Raw genomic sequence first — 16,820 nt, forward strand, 5'->3', positions numbered from 1 at the left:
CGGCCCAGTGTCCATTCGGCCGCTGCGCGTCTGTTTACCATTGCAGGACCGGAGTGGCTAGCAGCCCGTACCTCGCAGGAGCTTCACCGCGGTCCCGCCATCCCTTGGGCCGCACAAGTTCCAGCCAGCCCATCTTGAGCCTCCTATGTGCTTGAGCGTCATTTGTGCCGTGCGCCCACGGCTAGCCCCAGGAGACAACGAAGTGTCCACTGAAACCATCACTCCCGCTGACGGCATTTCCGCCGGTACCGCCTCCGCCGAGCAGCCGACCGTACTGACCGACCAGGAGATCTTCGAATCCCACCAGGGCGGCAAGCTGTCCATCTCCAGCACGGTCCCGCTGGCCACCAAGCGCGATCTTTCCATTGCCTACACGCCGGGCGTTGCCCAGGTCAGCCGCGCCATCCACGCCGATCCGGAGCTTGCCAAGACCCTCACCTGGGCCCAGCGCCTGGTGGTTGTGGTCAGCGACGGCACCGCCGTGCTGGGCCTCGGCAACATCGGCCCCAGCGCGTCCCTGCCCGTCATGGAAGGCAAGTCCGCGCTCTTCAAGTCCTTCGGCGACCTGGACTCCATCCCGCTGGTCCTCAACACCACCGATGTGGACGAAATCGTGGAAACGCTGGTCCGCCTGCGCCCCAGCTTCGGCGCCGTGAACCTTGAGGACATCTCCGCCCCGCGCTGCTTCGAGCTTGAGGAAAAGCTCATCGAAGCCCTGGACTGCCCGGTCATGCACGACGACCAGCACGGCACCGCCGTCGTGGTCCTGGCGGCGCTGACCGGCGCTGCCAAGGTGACCGGCCGTGAACTCGAAGGACTCCGCGTTGTCGTGTCCGGTGCAGGTGCGGCCGGCATCGCCGTCGCCGAAATCCTGCTCACTGCAGGCATCCAGGACGTTGTCCTGCTGGACTCCCGCGGCGTCATCAACAAGGACCGTGCGGACATCGCGGCCGATCCCGCTAGCAAGAAGGCCCAGATGGCGCAGCGCAGCAACCCGCGCGGCATCACCGGCGGCCCGGGCGAGGCCCTGCTCGGCGCGGACGTGTTCATCGGCGTTTCCTCCTCGCAGCTGGCCGAGGAGCACCTCAAGCTCATGAACCACAGCTCTATCGTGTTCGCGCTGTCCAACCCGGACCCCGAAGTCCTGCCCGAGGTCGCCTCCCGCTACGCCGCCGTGGTGGCCACCGGACGCAGCGACTTCCCCAACCAGATCAACAACGTGCTGGCCTTCCCGGGAATCTTCCGGGGCGCGCTGGATGCCGGTGCCCGTCGGATTACTCCCGCCATGAAGCTCGCCGCGGCGCGCGCCATCGCTGCGCTGGCCGAGCCTGAGCTGTCCGCCGACTACATCGTGCCCAGCCCGCTGGATCCGCGCGTCGCACCGGCCGTTTCCGCCGCTGTCGCCGCAGCGGTCGAAGCCGAGTAACCGCGGAACACGTTCCGCCAGAAAGTTCGACGGCGGCGCCTCCCGTGCTGGGGTGGCGCCGCCGTCGTCGCATCTGACAGCGTCCTGCCCGCCGGGCGCCAGGAAGGACCCCGCGCAGGTGCCCGCGGGGCCCTGGCGGGCATCCCCGCCGGAACCGTCGCCGGGCAACCCTAGACTGGGGGCATGAACCCCGAGATCCTCGTGACTGTCCTCTGCGGCCTTGCCATCGCGGTGGGCGTAGCCGGCACCGTCATTCCCGTGCTGCCGGGCAGCATCCTCATCGGACTGAGCCTGCTGGCCTGGGCCATCTGGGGTGGCGCCGGAACGGCCGGCTGGGTGGTCTTCGGCATCGGACTGGTGTTCGTCCTGGCAGGAATGGCGGCCAGTGCCGTCCTGACGGGACGCAAGCTCAAGGAACACCGCATCCCCAGCCGCAGCGTGGTGGCGGGTCTCGTCTTTGGCGTGGTGGGCATGTTCCTCATCCCGGTGGTGGGCCTCTTTGTCGGATTCGCCGCCGGTTTGCTGCTCAGTGAATCGCACCGCACCCGCGATTTCCGCACCGCCATGACAACCAGCTGGGCTGCCCTGAAAGCGACCGGGCTGGGCATGCTGGTGGAGTTCGGCCTGGCCTGCCTGGCGGCGAGCACCTGGGTGATCGGCGTCTGGGTGGCCGCAGCCAGCTAGCTGCGCGGAGGCCCTCCCAGCAGCCGCCAAGCGTGCACCACTAGCATGGAAGAATGAGCGCCGGACAGACCTCAGGACCGATCTATCGCGACCAGCGCGACCTCACCCCGTTCGGCGACGGGCTGGTCCGCACGCCGGTGCGTGACATCGCAGACGGCGTGGGCGGCATCCTGCACAGCGCCCTGGGCGGCCGGAACGCCGCGCTGCTAAGCGTGGACGGCCCCGTCCCCCGGATGAAGCGGCTCCCCGGAAAGGCTGCCAAGGCAGTGTACGAGGCGGTCTTCCACAACGCCGACCCCAACTGGCTGATCGCCGCCGGCCGCGCCTATCCCGGCTGGGCCGGGCTTTGCTACGTTATGGCCGGGCTCCTCGCCTACAAACAGGGCGGCTACCTGCGGGCCTCCGAGCTCCTGCAGCGGGGCCTCACCACCAGGAACGACGACGACGCCAACCAGTTCGCGTCGGGCTACCTGACGCGTGTGGTCACCCGGGTTGAAGTCGCCGAACGCATCGAGGTGCCGGTCCTGTTCAGCGAAGAGGCCGTGTTCCTGGCGCTGTCGCACTCACTGCGGGAAACGGGCCACCTTGAGGCGGCGCTGCAAACCGTGGCCTCGCTGCCGCCGTCGCTGCCGGCGGCCCTGGCCCGGTGCTCACTGGCCCACGCGCTGGGACGCGACAAGGAGGTGGTGGTGTGGACGGAAGGGCTCCTCAACTCCGATGACCTCTCCGCCGCGCTGCTGCTGGTGCGGGCGCGTTCCCTCCGCCGGCTGGGGGCCGGCGCCGCCGCCCAGTCGGCCCTCAAGGAGGTCCTGCGGCGCCGCAAGACCCACCTGTCGCTGCGGAACGACGCCATGACCGACCGCGCGCTCCTGCTGCTGGACAACGGCCGCAAATCCCTGAACCCGCGGGACTGGCTGCGGGGCCGGCCGGCCGAACTCGAGACCTTCGAAGTCATCCGCAAAGACGTCGAGGAGCGCAGGCTGTGGGAACAGGAATGGAAGCAGCTGGATCGGGAATAGAGCTCCTCGTCCGGGGCAGGCCGGCCCGGCGCAGCGGGCCCTTGTGGGCAATGCCGGGCCGCGGTACAACGGACCAATGAGCGATGCAATCAGGCAGTGGATGGAAAAGTACGTCACCGCATGGACCACCAACAAGCCGGACGATATCCGCGCTCTTTTCACGGAGGACGCCGTCTACGCCACCCGGCCGTACGATCCGCACGCGTGGCGCGGGCATGAGCAGATCGTGGAACACTGGCTGACCGAGGCCGACGAGCCGGAGGAGTGGACCTTCGAATGGGAACCGCTCGGCTCGGACGGCGACCTGCATTTTGTCCAGGGCCGCACCAACTACCTGGGTGACCGCCCCAGCTACGAGAACCTTTGGGTGATACGGCTCGGCCCGGACGGCCGCGCGTCCGCCTTCACCGAGTGGTTCATGGAGCGCAAGGTCTGAGAGTGCGACGGCGGTGCTACTGCCAGGCGATCCCGGCCACCATCGGAATGAGCTGCTCAGACAGCAGCACGGTGCCCAGCGCCACCATGATGATCCCGCTGGCAAGGGTCACCCGCCGGGCAGCCCCGGGCCGTGAGTGCAGCAGCTTCCGGGAGAGCAGGGCCACGCAGGTGTACACCACGCCCGCCAGCAGGACGAAGGTCAGGCCCAGCAGCCCGGACTGCACCGGAACCGGCAGGGACGCTTCCGGGCTGACGAACTGGGGATCCAGTGCCACGAAGAACAGCAGCCCCTTGGGGTTGATGCCGCTCGTGCCGACGCCCTGCAGGAAGGTGCGGAACTGGTTGGATTCCGCTTGTTTGGAGTCCGCCGGATTAGAGCCTGCCGGGGAGGCCGCTCCGGGGCCAAAACTGGCGCCGCGCCATGACCTGATGGTGCCGAAGCCAAGCCACAGCAGGTAAGCGGCTCCCGCCACAGTCAGCCAGCCAAGCACGCCGGGCGCGCCGGCCAGCAGGGCAGCCAGCCCCGCCACCATGAGCACCGTGTGCAGGACGTAGCCGCTGCAAAGTCCGGCCACGGCGGGGACGAAACTGCGCTGTTTGAGGCCGGCCGCAATGGAGTAGGCCCAGTCCACTCCGGGGGTGCAGGCCAGGGCGCCGGCAACCACCAGGAATGCGAGGAACAACTGGGGATTCACGGGCGGCCTCCTACGGTGTGCTGATAGGAGAAACTCTAGGTAAATTGCCGCCACAAGTGTTCCCTGATTTACTCAGGAAATGCCGCCGGTGGGTAAAATAATTGCGTGATTGACCACATTGACAGAAATATCTTGCGTCACCTGAAAACGGATGGCCGGATGACGGCCACCGCGCTTGCCGCAAAGGTGGGACTGACCGTCGCGCCGTGCCACCGGCGGCTGCGTGACCTGGAGTCCTCGGGGGTGATCCGTGGCTACCGCGCGGACATCGACCCGGCCGCCGTCGGGCTCGGTTTTGAAGCGATCGTTTTTGTGACGCTGCGGCAGGTGGACCGGCCCACCATGGAGATCTTCGAGAACCGGGTGGCGGACAATCCCAATATCGTGGAGGCGCAGCGGCTGTTCGGCTCGCCGGACTACCTGCTGAAGGTTATCGCCGAGGACCTGCCCGCCTACCAGCGCTTCTACGACTCCGAGCTCACGTCGCTGCCCGGCGTCGAGCGGCTGACGTCAACGCTGGTGATGAAGAACCTGAAGTCGAACGCCGGTCCGCCGGTCTAGGCGTCCCGGATTCCGGCGAAGCCTGCCGGTCAGGCTGCCGGGCTGACGTGGACGATGATCACCTGGGTGTCCTTGGCGCCGTCGTACCGGAGGTCGTAGTTGACCTCCAACCCCGTGGACGTTCCCGGAGTGATGGAAAAGTCACTCTTTCCCTCAGGGTCCTTCTCCGTCGAGGAAATCCACCGCTCAGCGGAGTCGCTGTCGATTCCATAGCGCTGAACGCCGTCGCGGATCAGGCCGAAATACTCAGCCGCCGAATCTGCGGTCAGGAAGTAGGTCACCTCGCTGAAATCCGGACTCTGGTCCGTGGTGTTGAAGCGGATCCGGTCCGTGTCGCCCGCGATCTCGCCGTTGGGGGCCACAATGGTCAGCGCGATCTTGCCCGCGTCGCGGGTGTTGATTTCCGGACCGGAGCTGTCCTCGGTGACCCGCACGTCAGCCTTCTTCAGCGAACCCGAACTCATGTCCAGCCGCGCGGTTCTAGTGGCGCGGATCCGGTCCACTCCGGCGGCGTCGAGGGTGGAAAAGTCGGAGGTGCTCACGGTGCTCCCTGCAGAAGATGATGCGGCGGACGTCGGTTCGGTGGTGTTGGGGCTGCTGGGCTGGCAGCCGGTGAGGGCCAGGCTTCCGGCCAGGCCCAGCACGGCCAGGACACGGCGGACGACGGCGGCCTGCCGCCTAAGGCGCGGGCGGACAGCCGGCAGCGCGGGCATCACTGGTGCACCTCGGCGTCGAAGCCCGAGGCAAAGCGGTCCATGATGCCCGGAATATTGTTCGTGGGACGGTACTGGTCCACGCGGTCGTTGAAATCCGAGCCGATGATTTGCCGGGCTCCTGCCGGGTCAGTGGCCAGCAGGTTTTGGTAGGCCGGCAGGGTGTCCTGCTTGATGAGCTCCCAGCGCTGGTCGGCATTGGCGATGTTCCCATCGGGGAAGCCGGTGGTGAAGTCCGTGCGGAACTGGGTGGGGTTGTCCCAGTTGGTGAAGGGCACGTCTTCCGGGCCCGGACTTTCCACACTGAACTTGTAGGGGAACACTTCCGGGTAGCTCCTGGCGCCGGGGATGGACGGTTCCCCGGCCAAGGTCACCATGTAGGTCACGGCTTCGCCGCCGGGATGGCTGCGCATGGTGTCGTAGTCGTCGGCGATGATTTCGTTCTGCTCCCGGTAGAGGAGGGCAGTGTTTCCTGCCTGCACCTGCGCGGGGTCGCCGGAATCGACATGGGCCCAGGCGCGGGCGGTGGGGTAGTCGATGGCGCCGGAGTCGCGGAGCCGGTTGATCTCCGCCAGGCCGCCGTTCATGTAGGCCTGGTGCTGCCGGGCCTGGTCCAGGAAGATCTCCTTGTTCATGTCCAGCATGCTGGTCTCGTAGAACTTGATTTCCTGGTCGGTCATGCCTGCCAGCTGTTCGATCTGGTCCAGGACCGGCACTGGAATGTCCGACGCCGGGTTGTCCGCGATCTGCTGCGCAAGGTCCCGGAGCATGGCCATGTCCTTGAACCCGCCGGCGAACGACGGTCCGATCATGTTGGCCATCCCGGCCCACTGCAGGTCCGGGTTGGACAGGTAGGCCTGCCCGTAGAAGTCGTAGACCTTCTTGATGGTCTCCCAGTTGTATTCCGTGCCCTTGGACGTATCCCAGTCCGCGGGATCGATGCCCATGTCCCGCATGGCCTGCTGGTTCCAGTAGTCGGTGAGGAACGCCGAATACGCCGGCGAATTCTTCTCGATCAGTCCCGAGTCGGCCGCTGCGTCCAGGGCGGACTTTGCGGCGTCCGGGTTGGCCAGCGCCCACTGCTTGAACTCATCGCTTTCCAGGTAGTCCTGGCGTTCCTCGGCGGTCATGCCGTTGAGTTTGTCCGTCAGTTCCTGAGCGGCGCCGTCCGTCTGTGGATTGCCGCCGCCGGGCCCGGCCGGCCCGCCGTTGCCGCCGTTGCTGCCGCCGGTTGAACTCGTGCTGGCCTGATCCTGTTGGTCGGCATTCCGCAGCAAGGCCTTGGAGGCGTTCTGGATCCCGGCGGCAGCCTCCCGGAGCACCTTCGAATGGGCTCCCTTCCAATCACTGCGGAAGCGGTCGCCGTCGTTGCCCTTCCACGGACTGGAGGCGATGGAGGTGCCCAACTGCTGTCCCAGCTGGTCCAGCCGGCTGGCACTTTTCGCCAACTCTTTTGCGAGCTGGCGTAGCTGTGCGACGTCCGCACCGTAGAAGTTCCCCGCCACATTTCCCCCTGTTGAAGTCCACGGCCAGCCTAATGCCTCCGGCTGGAGGCGGCGATGGGGAGAAGTACCCCGCGCACCCCGCCTCGCACTTTCAGGCGTCCAGCAGCCCGGTGGTGCGGTACGGGATGACTTCGCGCAGGAACATGCTGGTGGACGTGCGGACGATTCCGGGGCAGAGGCGGATCTCCTCGGACACGCGGTAGAGGTCATCCGGGCTCTTGGCCACCACGCGGATGAGGAGGTCGGTGTCGCCGGCGGGCGCGTGGCATTCCAGGACTTCGGGGATCTTGCGCAGGGCGGCGATTGCCTCGTTCAGGTGGCTCTGGTCCAGTTCGGCGCTCACCGCTGCGGCCACGCCGCGGCCCAGCGCCGAAGGCAGCACCCTGCTGCTGTTGGGGCGGAGGGCGCCCGACGCCGTCATCCGCTCCAGGCGCGACTGCACAGTTCCGCGCGCCAGGCCCAGCTTCTGTGCCAGCACCATGATGGGCACGCGGGGGTCGTCGTCCAGTGCGGCAAGGATCCGCCGGTCCGTTGGATCGAGTTCCTGCAATCTGATCACTTCCTGCCTGCTGGCGCCCTGGCGACTGATCAGTCTGACCAGTAGAACGCATGCTCGTTGCGCCTACTGTAGGTCTTCTGCTGAAATGATGGCAACAAAGGGACGCAGGCCACCGCCGGATCCCGCAGGCTACAGGACCCCCGGCACACCACCCGGTCCCTGGAAAAGGTTTCCCGCAAGGAGGCTGCCGCTGATTGACTCTTGTTCACGCATCGTCTCTCCGCAAACACGGCAAGAGCCCCTGAGCTCCCGACGTCGGATCCCCGAAGTCATCGGTAGCTGAGGGGCTCTTGTGTCGTCCGGGCTTATGTCTGGGGCACTGCCAACCTCCATGGCCAAAACGCCTAGGCTGGAGCCATGACTTCAGCCGGCCGCTTTGCCCCGAGCCCCTCCGGCGAACTCCATGTCGGAAACCTCCGGACGGCGATCCTCGCCTGGCTGTTCGCCCGCTCCACCGGCCGGCGGTTCCTGATGCGCGTGGAGGACCTGGACCGTGCCCGTGCGGGTGCAGAGGCGGAGCAGCTCCGCGATCTGGCGGCCGTCGGCGTGACCTGGGACGGCGGCGTCGTGCGCCAGACGGAACGCGAGCCGCTGTATGCGGAGGCGATCCGCCGCCTGGCTGGCGCCGGGCTGACGTATGAATGCTTCTGCACCCGGCGTGAAATCCAGGAGGCGCCGTCCGCGCCGCACGCCCCGCAGGGCGCCTACCCGGGGACGTGCCGGAATCTTGACCCGGCGGAGCGTGAGTTCAAGAGGACCATCCGGCCTGCCGCTGTCCGGCTGCGCTCGGCCGTCACCGGCTGGACGGTGGAGGACCTGCTGCACGGCACCTACACGGGCGTGGTGGACGACTTTGTGCTCCGCCGCAATGACGGGGTGACTGCCTACAACCTGGCAGTGGTGGTGGACGACGCCGCGCAGGGTATTGACCAGGTGGTCCGCGGGGACGACCTGCTGCCGTCCACGCCCCGGCAGGCGTACCTGGCCTCACTCCTGAATATTCCCGTTCCGGAATATGCCCACGTGCCGCTGGTGGTTAACTCCGACGGCGCCCGGCTGGCCAAGCGCGACGGTGCGGTGACGCTGGCCGACCTGGCCGACGCCGGGCTGGACGCCGGCCGGGTCCGGGACATCATCCTGGAATCGCTCGGGCTCCCGCCCGGCCCGCTGCCGCGGGTCCTGCCATCCTTTGACCCGTCGGCGCTGCCGCGGGAGCCGTGGGTATGGCCCGGTGTTCCGGGCACGGGCACAGGCACGGGCACAGGCGCGGGCACCGGAGCAGGCGCGGCCACAGGCGCCTAGGCGCGTAGGCTGGAACCATGCCAGACACAGGAACCACGGACGCAAGCGTCCCCCAGCCACGATTCACTGTTGAGACGGCCAAGGTCCTCGCCGAAGTGGCGCACAACCGTCAGAAGGACAAGCTCAAGCGGCCGTACCGCGAACATGTCCTCGCCGTCGGCGACGCCCTGGCGGATTTCGACGACGACATCCGGATTGCCGGCTACCTGCACGATATTGCCGAGGACACCCCGATCACCCGGCAGGCACTGCTGGACATGGGCGTCTCCGAACGCGCCGTGGGCATCATCGAGCGCGTCACCAAACGGCTGCACGACAACCCGGACGATTACCAGGCCGGCATCCGGTTCATTGCCGAGGACCACGATGCCACGCTGGTCAAGATCGCGGACAACGCGCACAACTCACTGCCTGAACGCGTCAAGGCCCTGGCCGAGAAATGGCCGGACAAGCCGCCGATTACCCGCTACGACGAGGCCAGGCCGGTGCTTTACGATGCCGTCCCGGTCGAGGAAGTCCGCAAGATCCTGGCCCGGGTAAACCCGTGGCTGCTCGAGGAACTGGACGACCGCCTGGACGAGGCGGACGACACCGACTACGAGAACCTCTCCTACGAGTCCTAGCGGACGTCCGCCCACAGTTCGCGCTCCCACGCCCGGGGGTCGTACACCAGGCTGGAATCGATGTTGAAAAGCATCGTGGCCCTGCGTTCGAGGTCGTAGTCCGGCCAGCCGGGATCGCCGGTGGCGGCGAACGAAACCCAGGCGGCATGCATGGCATCGGCCAGTTCCTGCGGCGGATCCGCCCCGAGCAGCGGTCCGAACAGCCTGGAGTGCCTGTCCAGGGTGCCGAAGACGAACGGCACTTCCACGGCATGGACCGCGCCGAGGCCGGGGGCGGGCCAGGCGAACTCGTACATGAACGTACGCGCTGAGGTGGCCGACGTTGCGCGGGCATCGGCCAGGCGGATGGCCGGTAGCCGCACCCACCAGTCGGTTTCCACGGCCGCGAGCACGTCGCCGGGAGAACTGTCCGGATAATGGGCGCGGTACTCGCGGTATGCCGTCCCGGCGGGAAGACCGTAAGCCCCAATGGGCGGGAAGCCGTCCACGCTCCTCGATTCCACCAGGTCCTGCTCCGAGACCTTCGAAATGACACCGGTGATGGCAAGGAACAGCTTCCAGTCCTCGGTATTGGTGCCGACCATAACGTCCACCGTGGACCCGGCGCCGGCCGCGATCCGTTCGATGGGGCGCCGTGGAATGACGTCGCCGTCGACTGTCGGTTGCCAGAGCATTGAGCTGGACAGCACTTCCTGTCCCCAGCGTGCCGGGTCGGGGTCGGCAAAGAGATCCGCCTTCAACTCCGCCTGCGCCGCGAGGAATTGCTGGGCCGGCACCGCTGCCAGGGCCTCCCGGGTTGGCGGAACCCCCAGCTTCCCGGCAAGGAACCCGCCGATTCTCTGGGCGGTCCCGGTGGGGATCGCATGGTGGGCTGCCCCGCTTTGCAGGATGGCCCGCCGGAACAATCCTCCCGCACGCGGCATCGAGAGAAGGACGCCGATGCTCATGGCACCCGCCGACTGGCCGAAGACTGTGACGTTGCCGGGATCGCCGCCGAAGGCTGCAATGTTCCCGCGGACCCACTCCAGGGCAGCGACCTGGTCGAGGAGGCCGACGTTGGCCTGCCCGTCGCCAAGGTCCAGGAATCCGTCCGCGCCCACCCGCCAGTTGATCACCACACATACGACCCCGTCACGGGCGAAGTTCCGGCCGTCGTACGCCGCCGTCGAACCGATTTCGAACGCGCCGCCCTGGATCCAGACCATGACCGGCAGGCCCGAGCCGCCCGGGTCCGGTGTCCAGATGTTGAGGTTCAGGCAGTCCTCACCCGCCAGCCCGGTGTCCCACTCCGTGCCGGCGCTTTCCGGTGGAGCCAGCTGGAACGGGGCTGCGCCGTACCGGGTGGCGTCGCGGACGTCGGTCCAGGGCAGGACCGGCTGTGGCGGGCGGAGCCGGTTCGCGCCGGACGCCGGCGCCGCGTACGGGACGCCCAGGAAACGGTGCACGCCGCCGTCCGCGCTGCCGCGCAGCTGGCCGTTCGTGGTGCTGACAACGCTGTCCATGCCTGCCGCCTTAATGCCCCGGGTTTCTTGGGGTTGGCTCCCACTCTGGCAGGCCGCAGCGATGCGGCTGAAGGGCCGAAGGTCACCCGTTGCGGGCCGGGCCTGTCGCAGACGCCCGTTCCAGGCGCTCCAGTGCTGCGTTCATCTTGCCGGCGCCGCGCCTCTCATCGATCACAATCGACGCGCCGAGTGCCAGCACGATCACGAGCATGCAGACAGGCACCGAGACGCCGGCGGCGGCCAGGCCAACGCTGGCCGCCAGCGACGCGAGGACTCCCGCTGCCACGGCAATGACCGTGCGGTCCGCGCAGATCATGACGCTGTAAAGCCAGGTCAGGGAGACTTTGAACAATGCCACGGGGACGGCGATGCTGGCCACTGCCACCGCGGCGCTGATGTGCGCCTCATGGTCGATGAAGTAGGCCGCCACGTGCAGGCCGGCGCCGGTGGCGGCGATGGCAGCGAAGATGGGGATGTGCCCGTACCCGAAGAAGAAGGAACGGTGCCGCTGGAGGTGCAGGGCGCGGCCGGCGGGCAGGATGAAGTAGATCCACCACATCGCGAAGGCCAGTGCCGTTCCGCTGAAGCCCACCATCGCCGCGTCCACGCTCCAGCCATGGTGGGCCACGATGGCGCGCAGCGTTTCGATGGCACCGATCAGGCATTCGCCGAGGGCGATGATGGCCAGCAGGCCGTAGCGTTCGGCGATGTGGTGCGCATGCCAGGGGGTCCGCAGTGAACGTTCCGCCACGTAGGGGGTCGCCATCTCCAGGGCGTAGAGCGGAACGGTCATCAGGATGGTCGGGAGTACGTCCGCCTGGATGATCAGCACTGCGATCCAGCCGAGCTGCACCACACCTAGGTACGTCGCGTAGCGGAGGCATGTCTGGCGGCGGGCCGGGTCCTGCCGCGCGGCACGCAGCCATTGGAACACCAGGGCAAGGCGCATGATCACGTAGCCGCCCACGATCACGGCGTTGTCCACATGGCGGCCCTCCACGAGGGAGTGGAACAGGGGCTCGATGCCCATGGCCAGAACCAGCACGCCCAGCATCTGGACCATGGTGACCACGCGGAAGACCCAGTCGTCGGTGTCATAGGCGCTCGCGAACCAGGTGAAGTTGATCCAGGCCCAGATCACGGCGAACATCGAGAAGGAGAAGCCAAGCAGGCCGGCACCGTAGTGGGCCTCGGCGATTTCGTGGGCGAACTGGCTCCCGGCCACCCCGAACGCAATCACGAACGTCAGGTCAAAGAACAGTTCCAGCGGCGTTGCTGCCCGATGCCGTTCGTGCGGGTCGCGGCCGCCCATGCGGGCCATGGCATGCCGGAGGGGATTGTTGGACATGGCTCAAAGAGTACCGGCGGGAGCAGCAGCGGCTCCACACCGCCTGCTCCGCGCCCGCAACATCAAGCCGATGTACACGAGATCGAAGACGCTGCAGAGGGCGCCGACCCCCAGAATCAGGGGCGAGTGGCCGAACCAGCCGAATACGATGGTGGGTGCCAGAGTTCCGATCCATTTGGCCACGGCGATGAGCAGGGACTGGCCCCGTGCGCCCCCGCGGGCGGCGAACATGGCGATGAACAACCCGGACATCAGCAGGTTCTGCAGGAAGGCCGAGTAGCGCGCCGCCGCGTCCCAGCCGAACTCCGCGACAAACAGCAGCTGCACGGCAAAGGCGGTGACCCCCAGGAGCAGCGCCCAGCCCAGGAAGAGTTTCCGCGTCACCCACGCGGGGAGCTCGGCCCGGCCGAACCTGAAGAATGTGTACAGGATAACGACGTCCGCCAGAGCCCACACGATGTTGAACACGCCCTGGACGGAGAGTGCTGTTGCCGCCGAACGCGAGGCATAGATGGCTTCCCATGCGAAGTTCAGCGCCAGTGCGGCCGCCGGGATCGCATAGCTCCGGTCCCGGAATCCGACCCGGATTGCCTCAACGTACACCGCCGTCCAGGCGATGCCGCTGACAACAGTGAGGAACAGAATCAACCCGGCCCTTACACCCGGCCCAGCGAGTCGATGTCCTCAAGGAAGTCCTGGTGGACCTCCTTGCTTACCGTCGTCCGGGTGTCAGCAATCGCGTCGAGGTAGTCCTGCGTGGCGGGACCCTTCCGGACGGCTTCGCGGACCGATGCGGTGCCCCCGGAAGCCAGCCCGCCGTCGTCGTACACTGCCTTTTCCAGCGCACGCTGGGAGGCGCTCCGGGCCGCGTACTCAATGTCCGCGGGGGAGAATCCCTCGGTACGGTCCACCAGCAGCTCCACGTCCACGTCGTCCACCACGGTGGCCGGAATGAACCGCTGCCACATGGCCTCCCGGGCCTGCCGGTCGGGCAGGCCGATGGGGATGACGTAGTCGAACCGGCCGTGGCGCAGGAAGGCGGTGTCCAGGGCGCGGATGAAGTTGGTGGCGCAGACCAGCAGGCGGCCGGGCTGCTCGCGGAAGGCCGGGATGATCTTGAGGAGTTCGTTGGTGACGCCCTGCAGCGGCGACGGCGGCTCACCCGAGCGCTGGGATGCAATCTCCTCCACCTCGTCTATGAACACCACGGCATGTTCCAGCTCGGCGATCTCCAGGAAGGTCTCGCGGAGCGCACCGGCCAGGCCCTTGGGGTCGGCCGCGAGCCGGGAGGGGAATACTTCCACGAACGGCCATTCGAGCCGGGACGCGATGGCCTTCGCAAACGTTGTTTTGCCGGTACCGGGAGGGCCAAAGAGGACGACCGCGCGGGGCGGCACCACACCGAATTCGTCCGCCAGGTCCGCCTCGGCAAGGGGGAGCACCAGCCGGCGTTCCAGCAGTTCCTTCTCGTTGCGCATGCCGGCCACGTTTTCCCAGAGGTCGCGGGCCAGGATGCGGCCGCCGAGGAGGCCCAGGGGTTCAAGCTCCTGGCGCTGGACGGGAATGGTCCGTTCGAAGTACCGCAGGTTTTTCTTGAGCACGAATCCGCGGCTGAGGAAGGCCTCCACCCGCGTTTCGGACTCCGGCATCAGCGCGGACAGCTTGTTCAGCCCGTGCGGGGCCATCCGGTTCTCGACGGCGGCCAGCAGCGACGTGCCGATCCCGCGCCCGCGGTATTCGGGGAGGGTGGCCAGGAAGACGATCCAACCCTGGTCGTGCGCGGCGCGTCCGACGGCGGCGCCCACCACCATGTCGCCCTGCACAGCCACCACGGCGTGGTCCTTTTCGCATGAGGCCAGGACTTCGGAGAGCGCGTAGACGGGCTCGACGTTGGTGGCCTTGAGGGATTCCCAGAGGTGCAGGATGCCGTCAAGGTCGGCCGAGTGGAAATCCCTGATCCGCCAGGTGGTCATGAGCGTTTCTCCTGTGGTGGTTCGTCGTTGAGCCAGCGTGAACTTCTCAGCTGAGCATATGCGAACCGGGGCTCCGAAGGGTTGCGGCGGCGTTGCATTACGCCGCCGCAACCCCGGGCCGCGGCTACTGGTGCGCTACCGGACACTTGCGGCCCGTCGACGACTTTGCCGCTAGGGAGCCGCGGTGGCCAGCAGCTCCTTCATTTCCTTGATTTCGGATTCCTGGGCGGTGACGATTTCCCGGGCGAGCTTTACGGCGTCGCTGTTCTGCCCGTCGGCTATTTCGGCCTTGGCCATCTGCACGGCACCCTCGTGGTGCGCAATCATCTGGGTGAGGAACAGCCTGTCAGCTTCCTTGCCTTGGGCGGCGTCGAGCGCCTTGAGGTCGTCGTCGCTCATCATGCCGGCCATGCTGTGGCCCGCTTCGCCGTGCCCGGCCATGGCCGTGGGTTCATTCCAGCCCTTGAGCCAGCCGTTCATCTGTTCGATCTCAGGGCCCTGTGCGGCCTTTATTTTGGTGGCCAGTTCCGTGACGGCCGGATTGACGCCCCGCTTGCCGAGCATCATGCCGCTCATTTCAACAGCTTGTGCGTGGTGCGGAATCATGGACTGGGTAAACAGCGTGTCCGCGGAGTTGTGGCCCATGGCCTCAGGGCTGCCCGCCGGCGCGCTGGAGCTCATTGTCCCGTGGTCCGCGGGCATCGTTGCGGACCCGGTGGTGGCGTTCGAGCCGCAACCGGCGAGTGTGATGACGGCGGCCAGGGCAGCGGCTGAAAAGGTGATTGGCTTCTTCATGTGAATGGTGTCCTTCGGGAATCCGGCATGGCGCGCCGGGAGGGGCGGCTGCCAGGCTTCCCGCGCGGGGATTCAACGCGGGGAACCGGCATCCAGGGGCAGGGCAGGCGCCGGAAACGTCACGGCGCGGGCCCGGTTTTACGTCCGGCTGATGGACAGGTCGCCCGGCGAAGGACTGCCGGGAACATAGGCGTATGCGGCGACGGCCTGCAGCCGGCCGGCGCTGGGGTCCGGTACCGCAAACGCAACGGTTCCCGGCAGGGGTGCGGCCAGGGATGCGCCCCCGGGGGCCGGGACGCAGGATCCGTGGGCGGCTGCCATTTCGCTGCAGTTTCCCTGGCAGGAGCACGACGGCGGCTGCCCGGCAGTGTTTTCGGCCGCCGGGGCGGGGACGGCCTTGGCCGGGCCAACCATGGCGGCTGCCTGATGACTGCCATGGCCGCCGTGGCCGGCGTCGCTGGCATGGCCGGCAGTCGCCGTCGTCCGCTGGTCCGCAACGGAACCGTCTGCTGAGGCGGCGGCAACAGCCATATCGTGAACGCCGTGGGATCCGGCCAGGACGTGCATGCCGAGGAGCCCGGCCACGATGGCCAGGAGGGTGGCGAGCAGCGACGCCCGGCGAAGGAGGGCAGCGGGTACTGCCAGGTACTTCTTCATTGCTGACAGTCTAGATTCCCAACGTGCCCATCGTGTTCCGCAGCGTGTCGGCGGAATGCTGCAGGGCTGCCAGTTCGCCGTCGTCCATGGGCGTGTGAAGCACGCGGTGCACGCCGCCGCGCCCCACGATGCTCGGAAGGGACAGCGCCACGCCGGAGATGCCGTACGGGCCGTCCAGCACGGTGGACACGGGCAGCACGGCGTTCTCGTCCCGGAGCAAGGCTTCCACGATCCGAGCGCCGGAGAGGCCGATCGCGTAGTTGGTTGCACCCTTGCCGGCGATGACCTTGTAGGCCGCCTGCGTCACTTCGCGGGCCGTCTCGGTGAGGTAATCCGCAGTGAACACCCGTTCGCCGTCCACTTCCCAGTCCCGGATGGGGACGGGGCCGATCGTGGCGCCGGACCACACCGGGAACTCCGTGTCGCCGTGCTCGCCCACCATGCTGGCATGGACGCTGGCCACGGAGACGCCGGCACGGCGGGCCAGCAGCCAGCGCAGCCGCGACGTGTCCAGCACGGTGCCGGAGGAGAAAACACGTTCCGCCGGCAGCCCCGAGATCTGTTGCGCCGCCACGGTGAGAACGTCGCAGGGGTTGGTGACCAGGACATAGACGGCGTCCGGGGCGTGCTGGAGCAGCTGCGGCATGAGCTGTTCGAGGATGCGGACGTTGGTCCCGGCCAGGTCCAGGCGGGTTTGGCCCGGCGCCTGCTTCGCGCCGGCCGTGATCACCACGACGTCGGCGCCTTCCGTCACGGCGATGTCTCCGCCGCCGGTGACGGTGGCGGCAGCCGCGGCGAACTGGGTGCCGTGGGCGAGGTCCAGGACCTCAGCCTCCGCTTTGAGGGCATTGACGTCGAACAGGGCGATATTGCTGGCCGAACCCCGGATCAGGGCGGCGTATGCGAGTGAGGTGCCGACGCTTCCGGCTCCCACCACCGCAAGTTTGGATCCTGACATGAGCTACCTCTTCCCCGGTCCCGGAGTGCCAAGACCCGCGCTGGTGGTGGAACTGCCCGCAA

18 protein-coding genes are annotated in these 16,820 nt (G+C 67.4%); 7 read left to right on the top strand and 11 right to left on the bottom strand.

Features of this window, described 5'->3' with window-relative positions:
- The first annotated feature begins 202 nt into the window (after nucleotides 1–202).
- The 4 genes from AC6JAC_RS00975 to AC6JAC_RS00990 all read left to right on the top strand — a co-directional run bounded on the left by AC6JAC_RS00975 (nucleotide 203) and on the right by AC6JAC_RS00990 (nucleotide 3,565).
- Complete coding sequence (locus AC6JAC_RS00975; protein WP_081818902.1) at nucleotides 203–1,426, top strand: NAD(P)-dependent malic enzyme; 1,224 nt, start codon at nucleotides 203–205, stop codon at nucleotides 1,424–1,426.
- Nucleotides 1,427–1,609: 183 nt separating this feature from the next.
- The gene (locus tag AC6JAC_RS00980; RefSeq protein ID WP_028271490.1) at nucleotides 1,610–2,110 is read left to right on the top strand and encodes a DUF456 domain-containing protein; all 501 of its coding nucleotides are present in this window, start codon (nucleotides 1,610–1,612) and stop codon (nucleotides 2,108–2,110) included.
- A 53-nt stretch (nucleotides 2,111–2,163) separates the two neighbouring features.
- On the top strand, nucleotides 2,164–3,129 hold the full coding sequence (locus tag AC6JAC_RS00985) for a hypothetical protein (protein ID WP_497963067.1): 966 nt from the start codon (nucleotides 2,164–2,166) through the stop codon (nucleotides 3,127–3,129).
- Between the two features lie 76 nt (nucleotides 3,130–3,205).
- Complete coding sequence (locus AC6JAC_RS00990) at nucleotides 3,206–3,565, top strand: nuclear transport factor 2 family protein (protein ID WP_028271492.1); 360 nt, start codon at nucleotides 3,206–3,208, stop codon at nucleotides 3,563–3,565.
- Between the two features lie 16 nt (nucleotides 3,566–3,581).
- On the opposite strand, the gene AC6JAC_RS00995 is transcribed toward AC6JAC_RS00990, so the two are convergent.
- On the bottom strand, nucleotides 3,582–4,262 hold the full coding sequence (locus tag AC6JAC_RS00995; protein ID WP_497963069.1) for a LysE family translocator: 681 nt from the start codon (nucleotides 4,260–4,262) through the stop codon (nucleotides 3,582–3,584).
- Nucleotides 4,263–4,367: 105 nt separating this feature from the next.
- On the opposite strand from AC6JAC_RS00995, the gene AC6JAC_RS01000 reads away from it, so the two are divergent.
- Nucleotides 4,368–4,823 (top strand): Lrp/AsnC family transcriptional regulator, encoded by a 456-nt coding sequence (locus AC6JAC_RS01000; RefSeq protein WP_082506758.1) that lies wholly within the window; start codon nucleotides 4,368–4,370, stop codon nucleotides 4,821–4,823.
- 29 nt (nucleotides 4,824–4,852) lie between these two features.
- Here the strand turns inward: AC6JAC_RS01000 and AC6JAC_RS01005 are convergent, their stop codons facing one another.
- The 3 genes from AC6JAC_RS01005 to AC6JAC_RS01015 all read right to left on the bottom strand — a co-directional run bounded on the left by AC6JAC_RS01005 (nucleotide 4,853) and on the right by AC6JAC_RS01015 (nucleotide 7,591).
- Entirely contained in the window at nucleotides 4,853–5,536 is a 684-nt protein-coding gene (locus tag AC6JAC_RS01005; RefSeq protein WP_497963071.1) for a hypothetical protein, read from the bottom strand.
- On the bottom strand, nucleotides 5,536–7,041 hold the full coding sequence (locus tag AC6JAC_RS01010; RefSeq protein ID WP_497963073.1) for a WXG100 family type VII secretion target: 1,506 nt from the start codon (nucleotides 7,039–7,041) through the stop codon (nucleotides 5,536–5,538). Before AC6JAC_RS01010 ends, AC6JAC_RS01005 begins: the two co-directional genes overlap by 1 nt.
- A 91-nt stretch (nucleotides 7,042–7,132) precedes the next feature.
- On the bottom strand, nucleotides 7,133–7,591 hold the full coding sequence (locus tag AC6JAC_RS01015) for an Lrp/AsnC family transcriptional regulator (RefSeq protein ID WP_200939327.1): 459 nt from the start codon (nucleotides 7,589–7,591) through the stop codon (nucleotides 7,133–7,135).
- A gap of 366 nt (nucleotides 7,592–7,957) precedes the next feature.
- Between AC6JAC_RS01015 and gluQRS the strand changes: the two genes are divergently transcribed.
- Both gluQRS and AC6JAC_RS01025 read left to right on the top strand, forming a co-directional pair.
- Entirely contained in the window at nucleotides 7,958–8,902 is a 945-nt protein-coding gene (gluQRS, locus tag AC6JAC_RS01020; RefSeq protein ID WP_497963075.1) for a tRNA glutamyl-Q(34) synthetase GluQRS, read from the top strand.
- Between the two features lie 17 nt (nucleotides 8,903–8,919).
- A complete protein-coding gene (locus AC6JAC_RS01025; protein ID WP_028271499.1) occupies nucleotides 8,920–9,525 on the top strand; it encodes an HD domain-containing protein in 606 nt (201 codons plus the stop codon).
- Here the strand turns inward: AC6JAC_RS01025 and AC6JAC_RS01030 are convergent.
- The 7 genes from AC6JAC_RS01030 to AC6JAC_RS01060 all read right to left on the bottom strand — a co-directional run bounded on the left by AC6JAC_RS01030 (nucleotide 9,522) and on the right by AC6JAC_RS01060 (nucleotide 16,758).
- Nucleotides 9,522–11,027, bottom strand: a complete 1,506-nt coding sequence (locus AC6JAC_RS01030; RefSeq protein WP_497963077.1) for a carboxylesterase/lipase family protein — start codon at nucleotides 11,025–11,027, stop codon at nucleotides 9,522–9,524. The two genes, AC6JAC_RS01025 and AC6JAC_RS01030, sit on opposite strands and share 4 nt — an antisense overlap.
- 82 nt (nucleotides 11,028–11,109) lie before the next feature.
- Nucleotides 11,110–12,375: a low temperature requirement protein A gene (locus AC6JAC_RS01035; RefSeq protein ID WP_497963079.1), complete on the bottom strand. Its 1,266-nt coding sequence runs from the start codon at nucleotides 12,373–12,375 to the stop codon at nucleotides 11,110–11,112.
- Between the two features lie 3 nt (nucleotides 12,376–12,378).
- Complete coding sequence (locus AC6JAC_RS01040) at nucleotides 12,379–13,023, bottom strand: transmembrane-type terpene cyclase (RefSeq protein WP_497963080.1); 645 nt, start codon at nucleotides 13,021–13,023, stop codon at nucleotides 12,379–12,381.
- An 8-nt stretch (nucleotides 13,024–13,031) separates the two neighbouring features.
- Entirely contained in the window at nucleotides 13,032–14,348 is a 1,317-nt protein-coding gene (locus tag AC6JAC_RS01045; protein WP_028271503.1) for an ATP-binding protein, read from the bottom strand.
- A gap of 171 nt (nucleotides 14,349–14,519) precedes the next feature.
- Nucleotides 14,520–15,143: a DUF305 domain-containing protein gene (locus AC6JAC_RS01050; RefSeq protein ID WP_497963082.1), complete on the bottom strand. Its 624-nt coding sequence runs from the start codon at nucleotides 15,141–15,143 to the stop codon at nucleotides 14,520–14,522.
- A 138-nt stretch (nucleotides 15,144–15,281) separates the two neighbouring features.
- Nucleotides 15,282–15,800, bottom strand: a complete 519-nt coding sequence (locus AC6JAC_RS01055) for a hypothetical protein (RefSeq protein ID WP_497963084.1) — start codon at nucleotides 15,798–15,800, stop codon at nucleotides 15,282–15,284.
- A 10-nt stretch (nucleotides 15,801–15,810) separates the two neighbouring features.
- Nucleotides 15,811–16,758, bottom strand: coding sequence for an L-lactate dehydrogenase (locus AC6JAC_RS01060; protein ID WP_028271506.1), 948 nt, complete (start codon nucleotides 16,756–16,758; stop codon nucleotides 15,811–15,813).
- Between the last annotated feature and the right edge of the window lie 62 nt (nucleotides 16,759–16,820).

Source organism: Arthrobacter sp. KUASC02 (assembly GCF_059739395.1).